Origin of the sequence: Myxococcus sp. MxC21-1 (genome assembly GCF_032612255.1) — a bacterium.
GTDB classification, from domain to species: domain Bacteria; phylum Myxococcota; class Myxococcia; order Myxococcales; family Myxococcaceae; genus Myxococcus; species Myxococcus virescens.
This window is the reverse complement of sequence record NZ_CP123278.1, coordinates 6087437-6100254: the sequence shown is the minus strand read 5'-3', so window position 1 is coordinate 6100254 and position 12818 is coordinate 6087437. Positions and strand designations below refer to the sequence as shown.

At 70.9% G+C, this 12818-nt stretch carries 14 protein-coding genes; 9 read left to right on the top strand and 5 right to left on the bottom strand.

Translation table 11 applies throughout. The features are described 5' to 3' along the window. Positions 1 to 39 precede the first annotated feature (39 nt). Together QEG98_RS26770 and QEG98_RS26765 are read left to right on the top strand one after the other, a co-directional pair. A complete protein-coding gene (locus QEG98_RS26770) occupies positions 40 to 939 on the top strand; it encodes a VanW family protein (protein ID WP_316563296.1) in 900 nt (299 codons plus the stop codon). A 217-nt stretch (positions 940 to 1156) separates the two neighbouring features. Continuing rightward, on the top strand, positions 1157 to 1984 hold the full coding sequence (locus QEG98_RS26765) for a hypothetical protein (protein ID WP_316563295.1): 828 nt from the start codon (positions 1157 to 1159) through the stop codon (positions 1982 to 1984). Positions 1985 to 2054: 70 nt separating this feature from the next. Here the strand turns inward: QEG98_RS26765 and QEG98_RS26760 are convergent, their stop codons facing one another. From QEG98_RS26760 to QEG98_RS26740, 5 genes are all read right to left on the bottom strand, one after another. Further along, complete coding sequence (locus QEG98_RS26760) at positions 2055 to 2639, bottom strand: tRNA-uridine aminocarboxypropyltransferase (protein ID WP_316563294.1); 585 nt, start codon at positions 2637 to 2639, stop codon at positions 2055 to 2057. Further along, positions 2636 to 3184, bottom strand: coding sequence for a hypothetical protein (locus QEG98_RS26755; RefSeq protein ID WP_090495904.1), 549 nt, complete (start codon positions 3182 to 3184; stop codon positions 2636 to 2638). Before QEG98_RS26755 ends, QEG98_RS26760 begins: the two co-directional genes overlap by 4 nt. A 102-nt stretch (positions 3185 to 3286) precedes the next feature. After that, a complete protein-coding gene (locus QEG98_RS26750; RefSeq protein ID WP_316563293.1) occupies positions 3287 to 3796 on the bottom strand; it encodes a DMT family transporter in 510 nt (169 codons plus the stop codon). After that, positions 3750 to 4151, bottom strand: a complete 402-nt coding sequence (locus tag QEG98_RS26745) for a hypothetical protein (RefSeq protein ID WP_316563292.1) — start codon at positions 4149 to 4151, stop codon at positions 3750 to 3752. Before QEG98_RS26745 ends, QEG98_RS26750 begins: the two co-directional genes overlap by 47 nt. Positions 4152 to 4209: 58 nt before the next feature. Continuing rightward, entirely contained in the window at positions 4210 to 4941 is a 732-nt protein-coding gene (locus QEG98_RS26740; protein WP_316563291.1) for a helix-turn-helix transcriptional regulator, read from the bottom strand. Positions 4942 to 5028: 87 nt separating this feature from the next. Here QEG98_RS26740 and QEG98_RS26735 point away from each other — a divergent pair, with 87 nt between their 5' ends. The 7 genes from QEG98_RS26735 to QEG98_RS26705 all read left to right on the top strand — a co-directional run bounded on the left by QEG98_RS26735 (position 5029) and on the right by QEG98_RS26705 (position 12729). After that, positions 5029 to 5787: an alpha/beta hydrolase gene (locus tag QEG98_RS26735; protein ID WP_316563290.1), complete on the top strand. Its 759-nt coding sequence runs from the start codon at positions 5029 to 5031 to the stop codon at positions 5785 to 5787. A 35-nt stretch (positions 5788 to 5822) separates the two neighbouring features. After that, positions 5823 to 6389, top strand: a complete 567-nt coding sequence (locus QEG98_RS26730) for a TetR/AcrR family transcriptional regulator (protein WP_090495908.1) — start codon at positions 5823 to 5825, stop codon at positions 6387 to 6389. A gap of 111 nt (positions 6390 to 6500) precedes the next feature. Beyond that, entirely contained in the window at positions 6501 to 7373 is an 873-nt protein-coding gene (locus tag QEG98_RS26725) for an alpha/beta fold hydrolase (protein WP_316563289.1), read from the top strand. Positions 7374 to 7390: 17 nt separating this feature from the next. Then, positions 7391 to 8998, top strand: coding sequence for a HAMP domain-containing sensor histidine kinase (locus tag QEG98_RS26720; RefSeq protein ID WP_316563288.1), 1608 nt, complete (start codon positions 7391 to 7393; stop codon positions 8996 to 8998). A gap of 140 nt (positions 8999 to 9138) precedes the next feature. Next, positions 9139 to 9741, top strand: a complete 603-nt coding sequence (locus tag QEG98_RS26715) for an RNA polymerase sigma factor (protein ID WP_316563287.1) — start codon at positions 9139 to 9141, stop codon at positions 9739 to 9741. Beyond that, entirely contained in the window at positions 9741 to 12509 is a 2769-nt protein-coding gene (locus tag QEG98_RS26710) for a tetratricopeptide repeat protein (protein ID WP_316567968.1), read from the top strand. Before QEG98_RS26715 ends, QEG98_RS26710 begins: the two co-directional genes overlap by 1 nt. After that, positions 12460 to 12729, top strand: a complete 270-nt coding sequence (locus QEG98_RS26705; protein ID WP_316563286.1) for a CHAT domain-containing protein — start codon at positions 12460 to 12462, stop codon at positions 12727 to 12729. Before QEG98_RS26710 ends, QEG98_RS26705 begins: the two co-directional genes overlap by 50 nt. Positions 12730 to 12818 lie beyond the last annotated feature (89 nt).

Sequence of the window (12818 nt, the reverse complement as noted above, 5' to 3'; positions counted from 1 at the left end):
GTTTCCTTCCCTGGCGCCACCCTTGCAGAATGGTCGGACATGCCTACGCCTGCCATCGCTCCCCGGCTCCTGGAGTTATCCGCCCCCGCCCTGCTGTGGAGGCGGAGCAAGCAGTGGATGCTTCAGGCGAACCGTCTGGCGCGCTGGTCCGCGACCCCCGAGCGCTGGCCGCGCCCGCTCCTGGCGCCCACGCATGAGAAGGGCGTGCTCCTTGGCTCGCACACCGTGAATCTGGAGCGCTCGGATTCGGACGCGGACCCCGTGCTCGAAGCGGGCAAGCAGCACAACGTGTGTCTGGCGGCGCCGGCCTTCGATGGCCTCCTCCTCGCTCCGGACAGGCCCCTCTCTTTCTGGCGCACGCTGGGCCGGCTGACGGAGCGCAAGGGCTACCGGCATGGGTTGGCGCTGAGCGGTGGCTGTCTCACCCCGTCCATCGGAGGCGGCATCTGCCTTCTGGCCAATGCGCTCTTCGAGTTCGCCGCACGCCAGGGCTGGCACATCCTGGAGCGCTGGGGGCACACGATGGAGGCGGTACCCCCGCCGCCAGGCGCGCTGTGGGGAATGGATGCCACGGTGGCCTGGCCCTATGTGGACCTGGTGATGGCGCCTCGTGAGGGACCGGTGCGGCTCGGAGCCCGCGTCTCGGACGGGAAGCTGCGGCTCTCCATCCATGGGGCGGACGCTCCCCGGACACGCTCACGGTTGTGGTCCGAGGACGAGTCCCTTCTCGAACTCCCCGAGGGAACCCTGCGCATCAACCGCGTCGTGCGCCGAGTCGAAGACATCGGTTCTGGCGCCGTGCTCGAGGAGCGCACCATCGCCGAGAACCGGCGACGCCTGCTGAACCCCGAGGCGCGGAAGCGGACGTGCCTGACGTGCGGGGAGTCCGCATGCCACGCCCGCGTCGAAGTCCCACGGGTGGAGGCCCGGGCGCCATGAACCTGGTCCTCGCACCGGAGCCCGCCCCTGGCTCTCCCATCTCGCGTCGCTGCTCACGCGCGAGGCAGAGGTGCTGGCCCCCTGGGCGCTGCCGAGACTGCCCGATTGGGGACCACTCCCCACCCGCCTGCGTCAGGCCTGGACCCGCCGGACGTTGCCGGTGCCCGAGGGCTTCCGCGTCTGGGGCCTGCCAGGCTGGGGGGCCGTGGAGGCGGGGATGCGAGTCGCGGCGCGCTCGACGGCGGCGACATTCCAGGCCCGCTTCACCCTGCGCAGGCGGTGGGCGCAGGCGGCCTCGGCGCTGCTTCCGGCGTCGGTGGAGACGGTGCTCGCGCCATCGCTCGGTGCCCGGGAGGTCTTCGCGATGGCACGCCGCCGGGGCGCGCGCTGCGTGCTGGTGGAGGACCTCCCTTCCTTGAGGGCACTGCACGCGGACCTGGACGCCGCGGCCGCGAGACACCCGGAGGAGGCCTTCCTTCGCAACCACCGCGCCTCCGCGGAGGACGTCGCGCGGCAGGAGGCGGAGCGCGTCCTCGCGGATGAAATCTGGGTGCGAGGCGAGCTCGCCCTCGAACGGCTGCGGCTGGCCGGACACGCCCCGGAGAAGCTCCGCAGGCTGCATTTTCCACCAGACCGCGAACCGCCCCAGGCGCCCCGTCTGCCCCAGCGCCACGGCCCGCACGTGGCCCTCCTCGCAGGGCCCGCTCTCGCGCGCGGCGGACTGCGAGAAGCCTTGGCGGTGCTCGACGAACGGCCCCAGTGGAACCTCTGGGTGCGCCCCGCAGAGGGCACGGACCCACGACATCTGAACCACCCAGGGGTGCGGAAGGTGACGGCTCAGGTCCAGCGCACGCTCCAGCAGGTGGACGTGGTGCTCGCGCCAGCGTGGTGTGAGAGCCATCTGGGCGAGCTTGCGCAGGCGCGGGAGCAAGGCATCCCCATCATCGCCACGGACCGCGCCGCGGGCTTCTGGCCCTGTCGGGCGATTCCTCGCGGCGATGTGCCCGCCCTCATCGCCGAACTGGACGCGCTGACCGCGCGCTGAAGCCCACGCCTGTTGGCGCCAACCCCATGCGAAGCGCCGGCCGGGGCGGCCCTTGATGGAGCCGAGCGCGCTAGGTGTTCCGTCCCCGGCTCGCGAGGACGCGGTCAATCATCTGCTCGTGCAGCGTGTAGAGCGGTTGGGCGACGTGCTCGCCCTCCAGGTGTGCAAGCGCACCGGCGATGGCCTCCAGCGTGGACATGCCATCCGGGTGGGGCGGGCGACGCAGGCGTCGCGAGTCCGGAGCGGGCGGTGGCAGCTTCAAGCCGGGCAGCCGCCGCAGCGCGGGGACTCGCTGCACCATGCGGCGTGCTTGTCCCCAGCTCCCATCCAGGATGATGAGCCTGCTGGGAAATGCCGCACCGGACGCGGGCTCGTGGTGCGCGTCCGGGAACAGCAGCCACGTGTCATCGCCCTCCAGGACGGAGGCGTCGAACGGGACGCCCGGCGAGCCATAGGAGACGATGCTGCACCGGGGAATGGCGAGCGCCGCCATGCGCGCGGTGTTGGTGGATTTGAGCGTCTCTTTGTGGTGCCGGACGATGAGCAGCTCCGTGCGAGTGGAGACGCACGGCACCTCGGCGCACAGACACAGGGCAACAGGGAGGAAGCAGCGCGGGCAGCGACCCGCGAGGTCCTCGGGTGTTCGAGACCTCATTTGCCCTGGCGGTATCGCTCCATGAGGGTCCGGGCCTCGCGCAACTTCTCCTCGACGAAGCGGTCATCCGCGTCCGGCTCGTACTCCGCGTCGGGCAGGTCGAGGTGGAAGAGGGCGGAGAGGCTGACGGGCGTCACTTCCAACCATTCGGCGGTGCGGTTGAGCGCGGCCTGACGGCGGCCCGCGAAGGTCTCCGGCCCGTCTTCGGGACCGCAGCGGCAGATGCGCGCCGAGTCACCGGACACGTCCACGTAGAGCCCCAGCACCTCCGCGTCCAGCTCCGCGGCCAGCGCGCACGTGGCCTCGCTGACGTAGGCGGCCATGGCCTGCGCCGCGGAGCGCTCCGTCAGCGAGCGGACCAGGAACACCTGCCAGCCGGCTTCGGTAATCGCGCCGGCTTCCTGGAGCGGCGCCAGCTCCGCGGGCGGCGCATGGATGCGCGTGAGCAGCCGTCGCACGGGCACTTCCATCCGCTCGAGCCGGGCGCTCGACGCGGGACAGAAGAAGACGACGCGATACTCACGGCTGTCGGCTGCGGTTTCCATAGGCATACGGCGTCGCCAGGAACGGAGGGGAGAGTGTGTGCGGGGGCCCAAGAGGACCAAAGGACTCCCCAGACATGCAAGCGGTGATTTGGAGCCCGTGTTTCAGCGCGCCGCGGCGCGCAGCGGCACGGCCTGGAGAATGGCGCGTCGCTCGGCCGCCACCCATGCGCCCGCCACCAGCACCAGCAGGCCTCCGCCCAGGGCGACGGGCGTCAGCGTCTCCGAGAAGAAGGCCCAGCCCACCAACGACGCGGTGAGTGGCTCCAGGTACGTGAGCGCCGCCGCGGCCGCGGTGGGAACGTGCCGCAGACCGGTATGGAAGAGGATGTTTCCAATGAGGCCACAAACGATGCCGCCCACGAGCACGAGGAGCGTGCCTCCATCCACGGTGGGTGGCAGTACCCGGTCTCCGAAACAAAGCAGCAGCACGCCCGCGGAGATGGGGGCATGCAGTGATGTCACGGCCATGGGTGAATACGCCCGCGCCGCCTGTTTCGCGGCCAGGACGATGATGGCGTAGAAGCAGGCGCTGCCCGCGCCCAGCAGCGCCGTCAGCCCCGAGAAGTCACCGTCGGGCCGGCCGATGAGCAGGGCCAGGCCCACCAGCGTCACCGGGCCGCCTATCAGGGCCCGGGTGGAGCGCTCTTCGCCCAGCACCCAGGGGCCAGCAGCGCCAGCAGCAAGGGCGCCGGTAGTGCGTCAGCACGGCGATGGACACCGGCCCGCGCTCCATGGCGGCGAAGAAGAGGGCCGTGTTCGCCGCGTCCGCCAGCGCCACGACGAGCAGCGCGAGGGTGGCCCGGCGGTCGCGCAGGGCATCGCGCCGGAACAGGAACGGCGCCGGGAGCGACATGGCCAGGAGCACGAGGAATGCGTTCTGCGGCCCGGCGAGCCCCGCTGGGCGGAAGAAGAGCGCCCAGCACCCCCAGAGGGTGGCCCCGGCCGCGACCATGGCGAAGTACCGCACCGTGTGACTCCTGGTGACTCCGGCGCGCACTCCGGCTCCGGCGGGCGCGCAGCCTACCTCAGCCAGCGGTTCGCGTATCGTCCGCGCGTTGGGCCTCGGCCTGGGCTCGCAGGCCCTCCATGTCGGGCGTGAAGGGGCGGTCGGGGACGAGGCGCGCCCGGCGGATGCGGTCCATGCGGAACATGCGCGCCGCGGCCTTCTCCACGTCCCGGGCCAGCACGTACCAGACGGGCGATTCGACCAGCAGCCCGTGCGGCTCCACGATGCGGCGGGTCGCCTTGCCGTGCCGGTCGCGGTATTCGAAGGACAGGCAGACCTGCTCGCGGAAGGCCCGCTCGAAGACGGCGAGCAGCTCCTCCGGCGGTGTTCCGACATCCGCCAGCACGCGGGCGCTCGCCGGCCGTCCCACCACCACGCGGCGGCAGAGCTCACGCATGCCCCGGGCCCGCTCCTTGGGGACGCTGGCGAAGAGCTTCTGGAGCCCCGAGCGCGCCGCGCTGCCCCAGGGCAACGTGCTGCCCGTCGCGGACAGGTTCGCGGCCAGCCAGAGCGCGACCACCTCCTCCTGCGACAGGTGGACGGCCGCCACGCCCCGGTCCCGCTCCAGCCGGACGCCACCCCCAGGGCCTGTGTCACTGCTCAGGGGAATGCCTTGTTGTCGCAGCGTCGCCAGGTCCCGGTGGACGGTGCGCGCGCTCACGTCGAGCGCCTCGGCGATCTCCGCCACCGTCGTCCCATCCCGGCCCCGCAGGAAGTCCAGCAGTCGCATCACCCGGTCGACTCGTGCCATTGCTGACAGTTTCTGTCAGGGATGGGCCGTACTCCACAATCATCAGGTCGCGCACGACTGCGCGCTTCGAGGCCAGAGGAGGCCGTCATGATGGGTTCCAAGGAAATGCTGAATGTCGACGATGGGGGCGTGGGTGGACTGCCGGTGGTGTTCGTCCATTCCAGCGCCGGCAACACCACGCACTGGGCCGCGCAGCTGTCGCATCTGCGCACGCACCGCCGTGCCTTGGCACTGGACCTGCGTGGCCACGGGAAGTCCGAGCTGCCACGGGACGGCGGCTTCGCCGTGGAGGACTTCGCGCGGGATGTGGGGACGGTGGTGGATGGGCTGGGGCTTCAGCGCTTCGTGCTGGTGGGGCACAGCCTGGGCGGGGCCGTCTGCGTGGCCTACGCGGGGGCGCATCCGGGCCGCGTCGCGGGGTTGTTCCTCCTCGACCCGGCCTCGGATGGACGCTCGATGCCCGCGGAGCAGGCCCAGGGCTTGATGGCGGTGCTGGGGACCGAGGCCTGGAGCGCGGTGGTGGAGGAGGCCTGGGGCCCCATGTTGGCGCCGTCCCGGCCGGAGGTGCGCGAGCGGGTGCTCTCCGAGATGCGCGCCACGTCCCAGGAGGGCGTCCGGGGCGGACTGGGAGCCCTGTTGGACTTCGACCCCGTGACGCCGCTGCGGCGCTACTCGGGGCCGCGTCTGTCGGTGGTGACGGCCTTCAACGAGGAACCGGGCGCGTATCACCACCTGGTGCCGGAGCTGCCGCACGCGAAGGTGGAGGGCACGGGGCACTGGGTGCAGCTCGACGCGCCGGACGAGGTGAATCGGCTGCTGGACGGCTTTCTCGCCACGGTGCGCTGAGCGCGCGCGTTCGCCGCGCGTGTTATCTACGGCCCGTGCCCCGGCCCAAGCTGCACAGCGACGAAGCCATCCTCGACGCCGCCATGTCCGTGTTGCTTCGGAGCGGGCCGGCCGCATTCACGCTGAATGACGTGGCCGTCGCGGTGGGCATGTCCCGCGCGGCGCTCATCCAGCGCTTCAAGAACAAGGAGCACCTCTACTTCCGGCTCATGGAGCGGACCGCCGAGCAGAAGCGCGAGTACTTCGCCGGTCTGCCCGTGGAAGTCGGAGCACAGGGCCTCTGGCGTTTCCTGAAGACGCTGGTCTCGGTGATGGGGGAGGGCGAGGCGCTCGACGCACACCTGCTCCTGGCCTGGGAGGACGTGAGAGACCCCACGTTGAGGCGGATGGCGCATGAGCGGAATCTGCTCGTGCGCGACGCCATCGCCGTCCGGCTTCCTCCCTGCGTCGACCGGGGCGCGGTGTCCGCCTTGCTTCAAGACGTCATCGCGGGTGCGACGATGCAGTGGTTGGTGGAGCGGACGCCGCCGTTGACGGAGTACGTCCTCGCTCGCTTGCGCACGTTGCTCGGGTGCGTGTTTCCACGAGAGTCCTTCGACTGAAGGTTGCATCGCTTGGAGGGGCGCCCAACAGGGGCGGGTTGAATATAACCGACACGTCGGTTATTAATCCGTCGTCCACGCCAGTTCCTGGCCGTCGAAAGGGGTCCCTGGATGTCTGAGCGCATCATCGAATCGGGCGACATTCGGCTCTGCACCGAGCACTTCGGGCGCGAGGGCGACGCCCCCGTGCTGATGTTGATGGGGGCGGCCAGCTCGATGCTGGGGTGGCCCGACGGGCTCATGGAGCAGCTCGCGCGGACGGGGCACTTCGTCATCCGCTACGACCACCGCGATACGGGGCGCTCCTCGCACGGTGTGCCAGGCGCCACGCCCTACACGCTGGACGACCTCGCCTCCGATGCCATCTCCGTGCTGGATGGATATGGCATCGAGCGCGCCCACCTCGTGGGAATGTCATTGGGGGGCCTGCTCTGCCAGATGGCGGCGTTGAAGTACCCGGAGCGAGTCCGCTCGCTGACGCTCATCAGCGCTCAGATTTTCTCGGAGCCGGACTTCGAGGACCCGGGCATGGACCCGGCGGTGCTCGCGCACTTCCAGCGGGCCGCCACGCTGAACTGGTCCGACGAGGCGGAGGCCATCGGCTTCCAGGTCGAACTCTCACGGTTGTGCGTGGGCCGTGCGCGGAGGTCGTTCGACGAGGCCCGGGTGCGGGCGCGAGCAGTACAGGACTACCGGCGCGCGCTCGCGCCTCAATGTGCATTGAACCATGCGGGGCTGTCCGGTGGCCTGGAGTGGTACGGCCGGACTCGTGAGATTGAAGCGCCGCTGCTGGTCATCCACGGCTCGGTGGACCCGGTCATCGACCATGCGCATGGCGTGGCCTTGAGCCGTGCCGTCAAGGGCGCGCGCCTGGTGACACTGCAGGACGCGGGGCATGACCTGCACCCGGATGACTGGGAGACGATGACCCGGGCCATCACCGCCCATACCTCGGCGGCGAGTCCGCCTCACGGCGCTCGCTGATCTGTCACAGTACCGGCATGGGGCCCTTGTTCGCCTACAGCCTCGTGCCTGTCCTCTCCGTGTCGCTGCTGCTGTTCTTCACGGCCGCGCTCCGGGGGCACAACGCGCGAGGCCTGGCGCTCTACTGTCTGGCGACCGCGGGGTGGACGGGCGCGCTGCTGCTCCTCTGCATCCCGTCCATGGCGTGGGTGGGGGAGCGCTTCGTCGCGGGTGGGGCCTTCGTCGCGGCGGCGTACCTGCACTCCGCCTATGACGTGACCCGGCAGCGCTCCTATCGGCTGGTGGTGCTCGCGTACTGCGTGGCGGTGGTGGTGACGGGCATTGGCGCGTTCCTCCCCAACGTCCTGCACGGGCCGCTGGCGATGGGGCGAGGTCCCCTGTTCTGGCCCACCATGGTGCTCGCCGTGGCGGCGGCGAGCGTGCCGCTGGTGCACCTGTCGCGCGCGTACCGCGGCGAAGCTCCCGAGCGACGGCCCATCCTCCTCAGTCTGGGCATCGCCGGGCTGCTCGCGTACCTGGGCAGTATTGGCAACGCCCTGTTGCTGTCGGGCGGGTACGCGTTGCCGTTCGGCATGTACCTGGTGCTGGCGGCGCTGCTGGTACTGGTGCACGTCATCAATGCCCATCAGCCAGCCGCGGACCGACGACTGCTCGAACGCAGCCTCGTCTATTCCGCGGTGGCGGCGGTGTTGTCCGCGGGCTTCCTCTTTGGCGTCTTGACGCTGCTGTCGGGCAGCGGCCAGCCGTTCCTCACCGAGTACCGCGTAGGCGCCTTCTTCCTCCTGGCCCTGGCCGCGCTCGCGTTCGAGCCCGTGCGTCAGGCGCTTCAGGCCTGGCTGGGGCGCCAGCTCCTCAAGGGCCGGGCCACCAGTGACGAGCTGGCCGTGGCGCTCGCTCGCGAGGAGGCGCGCGCGGACCAAGCCGCGCGGCTGGCAGAGCTGGGACAATTCACGTCCGCGGTGGCCCACGAGGTCCGCAATCCGTTGGGCGTGCTCGCCGCGCACCTCAAGCTGCTGGAGCGAAGGGGAGGGGACCCGGACACGGTGGCGGCCATGCGGGAGCAGATCGACCGCGCCAGTCACTTCGTGGACGAGCTGCTGCGCTATGGCCGCCCGCGCCCGCTGGACCTGCGCCGCGTGGATGTCTCAGCCACCGTCGCGCTGGCGTACTCCACCGCGCGGCAGGGACTGGGCTCGCTCGCGCCCGACGTCGCCTTCGAGTCCGAGGAGGTCGCGTCGCTCACGGTGGAGGCCGACCAGTCCCAGCTCTCACAGGTGATGGTCATCCTGCTGGAGAATGCCCTGCTCGCCCTGAGAGACGTGCCCGCACCGCGGTTGAGGGCATCCCTTGAGCAGGCGAACGGCCGGTTGCTCGTCCGGGTGGAGGACAGCGGGCCTGGCATTCCACCGGAGTTGCTGCCCCGGCTCTTCCAGCCCTTCGTGACGGGTCGCAAGCGTGAGGGACCTCGGCCGGGGACAGGCTTGGGGCTGGCCATCGCGCGAGGCATCGCCGAACGGCATGGCGGACGTTTGAGTGCGGGACGCTCGGAAGCCCTGGGGGGCGCGGCGTTGACGTTGGAATTACCCGTGGCGCAGCCTGCCTCGATTTCCGCCGCGCTGGCCTGACGCCGGCCTGTCCCTGGCCCGCGGGACGGCAGGGATGTCGGTGAGCGAGCGCAACTCGACGCGATTGAGTCTGTTTCACGACGGCCTTCCAAGGATTGCCCCGGACTTCGTTTGGAGAGGCGTGGAAGGAGTCCGGGTCGATGAGCGGCCAACGCATTGCCACAGTCATTCGCATTCCTGTGGCCTACAGTACGGATGTGCATCCCGACGGGTTCGAGGAGTTCGCGCATCGTGTCAGGCCCATGCTGTTGGCCCTGGCGAGACGGTTGTGCGGTCAGGGAGGCATCGATCCGGAAGACCTGGTGCAGGAGGCGCTCACGCGCGGACTGCTGCATCACGGGGCACTCGCCGCGCAGCCGGAGCCCGTCTACAGGGCGTGGCTGTGTCGGGCGATGACCAATCATTTCCTCGACCAGTGCCGCAAGCGGTGCTCGGAGTTGCTGGAGCAGGACCGTCCGGAGCTGCGGCTGGTGCGTGAGGGAGTGGCGGCCCCTGAGCCGGAGGCCATGGAGGTCTGGGAGCACATCTCGGAGAAGGACTTCCAGGCGGCCATTGCCCAGTTGTCGAATCCCAGGGTGCGTGAGGCGTATTCGCTGCATGCCTCGGGGCTGCGCTACCGCGCCATCGCCCTGCGCATGGGCGTCCCCGAAGGCACCGTGGGGAGCTGGCTCTATCAGGCCCGCAAGGAGTTGAAGGCGCTTCTGCTGCCGCTCACCGGGAGCGACGGAGGAGGCAGCGCGTGATGGGGACGCTCTGTAACAGGCTGTCCCTCTTCCTGGACGGCGAGCTGCCGCCCGTGGACGAGGAGAACTTCCGGCATCACCTCGCTCGCTGTGACCCCTGCGCGTCCGGCCTGCACGAAGCCATGCAACTGGAGCTGCTGGGCTTCCATGTGATGGGGGACCCGCGCGTGTTGGCGCACGAGCAGGAGGACGCGCCCGAAACCTGGACGGCGCCCGATGCGCCCAGGACACGTGACGCGGCCGAAGTGCCGGGTCGCCCGCACTGGCGCTGGGCCCCGTTCGCGGTGGGCGCCGTGGCGGCAGCCATCGTCCTGGTGCTCGTCGTCAAGAGCGCCGATGTGCGGGGTTCCCAGCAGGAGGTCTGGCTCGCGCAGACGTCGTCGCGCCTCATCGAGGCGAGGGTCGCCTATGCACGCGCGGACGGACACCGGCCCTATGTGCCCTTGCGCGCGGGTGTCAGGGGTCCTCCGGGCGGGGCTGGCTCGGCATTGCCGCTCCGGGCGCTGGCGGATCTGGAGGACCAGGGGGACCTGCATGGCATTGCCGCCGCGTACCTGGTCCGCAGGGACCTGCGGCAAGCCTCCGACTTCCTCCACCGGATGTCGCCGTCACCGGACCGGGACAGCGACCTGGCCATCATCGCGTTGGAGCAGGGGCACCCGGAGCAGGCGCTGGCGCTGCTGGACGGGGTATTACGACAAGCGCCCGAGCACGCCCAGGCGCAGTGGAACCGGGCGCTGGTGCTGCGGGAGATGGGGCTGACGCTGCTGGCCGCGGAGGCGTTCGACGCGGTGGTGAAGCGCGGGGAGCCGGGCTGGAGCGAGGAGGCGCGGATCCGCGCGCGAGCGCTCCGGCAGCAGACGCAGGCGCGTGGGCGGGCCTGGAAGGGGGCTCGCGCGGCGGTGCGGGACCTGATGGTGGACGCGCAGGCGCGGCTCCCGCTGGAGGAAGCGAAGCGCTTTCCTGGCATCGTCCGGCTGGCGTTCTACGACGCGGTGAGGGCCGCGCCGTCGCGGGAGGGGACCCTGCGCCTGCTTCCGCTGGCGGACGTGTTGGACGGCGTCCAGGGCGGCGAGGTGCTTCGGGGCTACGTGCAGCGTGTGGCGGAGCGGGACTTCAGCCGCCGTGCACCCCTGGCGGCGGACTACGCGAAGCTCGTCCGGGGCGAGCTGTCCTCGCCAGCGCGCTTCCTGGAGACGCTGCGGCGTTCGGGCGAGGACGACCTGTACCTGGGCGGGCTCATCAATCAGAAGGCAGGCGCGCGCCACCTGGAGGATTTCACGCGGCTGGCCCGTGCGGCCGAGGACCCCTGGTTGTCGCTGCTGGCCGAGCGAGAGCTGGCGGGCGCCGAGGAGCGCGCGGGCGAATGGTGGAAGGCGGAGGCGCGGCTTCGCGCGGCCGTGGGGGCCTGTCAGGGCAAGGGGCTGTCCTACCGCTGCGCCACGCTGAAGAAGCGGCTGTCGGACCTCTATCTCGCGCTCAACCGCCCGGCGGAGGCTTTCGAGCAGGCGTGGAGTGGCTGGCTGGCGTCTCGGGAGCAGGAGGAATGGGAGCTGGAGCAACAGTTCCTCCAGGAGCTGGCGCACATCGCTCGCTACCGGTTGGACATCACCAGCGCGCGCGCCTACCTGCGCGAGTCCCTGGCGCGAACGCCCGACGCCTGCGAGCAGCGCACCTACGTGCACCGCAACCTGGCCTACCTGTCGTGGCTGGAGTTCGACGCGCACGAGGCGCGGAACGAGCTGGAGCTGGCGCAGGAGTGTGGCCGGCCACTGGGGCTTCCCGGCGCGCTGTTGTTGTCGTACCGGCGCGCTTCGGCGCGGACAGCCAGGACGCGGACCTGTTGCGCCGCACCCTGGCCGAGCTGCACCGGGGGCAGCCCTCCCCGGGCAAGCTCGCGCAGATGCGCTTCGCCGAGGGGCAGTTCGTGCTGGAGCGCGACCGCGCGACCGGGCTGGAGCTGCTTCGCGGCGCCATCCAACTGGCGGAGGCCCTTCCCAACGATGTGGACGCGCGCAAGACGCGCATGGGGGCCTACAACGTCCTGGCGCACGAGGCAGGCCGCACGGACGCCCCAGGTGAGGCCCTGGCGCTCATGGGCGCCGCGCTTCAGGTCGAGGTCCCCGCGCGATGTGTGCTGGGCGTCGCCGTGGACTACGAGCGCTCGGTGGTCGCACTGCGGGGCGCTACGGGTGAACTGCAGGGCACTTCGACGCCAGCCGCGCGGAGCCCTGGGGCGGGACGCCTCCGGGCTGGTGCCGCCGTCGCTCCAGGCCGCCTTGAAGGGTTGCGAGCGGGTGGATGTGCTCGCGCTGCCGCCGGTGCATGGCCTGCGGGGCTGCTGCCCGCGGAGCTCGCCTGGAGCTACCGCGTGGGGCGGCCCGGAGGCGCGTCTCCCGTGCCGGCTCGTGGCAGCGGGCCGCACCTCGTGGTCAATGGGGTGGAGGCGCCCGCGGCGCTGGGCCTCCCGCGGTTGCTTCCGCTGGAGCCGCCGCCCGCGCCGGACCCGCAGCGAATCGAGCTGTCGGGCATGCAAGCCACGCCAACCCGGGTGCTGGCCGCCATGGCGCAGGCCAGTGAGGTGGAAATCCACGCGCACGGCGCTTTCAGCCCCGAGATGTCAGACGCCTCGCTGGTGGTGCTGGCGCCTGAACCCGATGGCCGATACGCGCTGTCCGCCCCCAGGTCCGCGCGCTGAAGCTGGAGCGCGCGCCGCTCGTGCTTCTGGCCACGTGCAGTGCGGCCCGAGCCACGCCCTTCCTTCATGAGTCCTTCAGCCTGCCGGTGGCCTTCATCGAAGCAGGCGCGGCCACGGTGCTGGCCTCCACGGTGGAAATCCCCGACTCGGCGGGGCGCTTCTTCGAAGCGGTACGTGAGCGCATTCGGAGCGGCGCGCCGGCGGCCCTCGCGCTCCGCGACGCGCGGCGCACGTGGCTGGCGGACCACCCCTCCGCGGACTGGGTCCACGGCATCCTCCTCTTCGAATGATGGCCAAGGAATCCGACCCGGTGCGTAGTACCAAGGCGGAGGCGGGGAGATGGCATGCCGCCGGGCCCCGCCGGTGCCGCGCAGAGGGG

Bases quoted from the DNA above. Each gene is read 5' to 3' on its own strand.
- QEG98_RS26770 (WP_316563296.1), top strand. From the start codon at position 40: ATGCCTACGCCTGCCATCGCTCCCCGGCTCCTGGAGTTATCCGCCCCC.
- QEG98_RS26765 (WP_316563295.1), top strand. From the start codon at position 1,157: ATGCGAGTCGCGGCGCGCTCGACGGCGGCGACATTCCAGGCCCGCTTC.
- QEG98_RS26760 (WP_316563294.1), bottom strand. From the start codon at position 2,639: ATGAGGTCTCGAACACCCGAGGACCTCGCGGGTCGCTGCCCGCGCTGC.
- QEG98_RS26755 (WP_090495904.1), bottom strand. From the start codon at position 3,184: ATGGAAACCGCAGCCGACAGCCGTGAGTATCGCGTCGTCTTCTTCTGT.
- QEG98_RS26740 (WP_316563291.1), bottom strand. From the start codon at position 4,941: ATGGCACGAGTCGACCGGGTGATGCGACTGCTGGACTTCCTGCGGGGC.
- QEG98_RS26735 (WP_316563290.1), top strand. From the start codon at position 5,029: ATGATGGGTTCCAAGGAAATGCTGAATGTCGACGATGGGGGCGTGGGT.
- QEG98_RS26725 (WP_316563289.1), top strand. From the start codon at position 6,501: ATGTCTGAGCGCATCATCGAATCGGGCGACATTCGGCTCTGCACCGAG.
- QEG98_RS26720 (WP_316563288.1), top strand. From the start codon at position 7,391: ATGGGGCCCTTGTTCGCCTACAGCCTCGTGCCTGTCCTCTCCGTGTCG.
- QEG98_RS26715 (WP_316563287.1), top strand. From the start codon at position 9,139: ATGAGCGGCCAACGCATTGCCACAGTCATTCGCATTCCTGTGGCCTAC.
- QEG98_RS26710 (WP_316567968.1), top strand. From the start codon at position 9,741: ATGGGGACGCTCTGTAACAGGCTGTCCCTCTTCCTGGACGGCGAGCTG.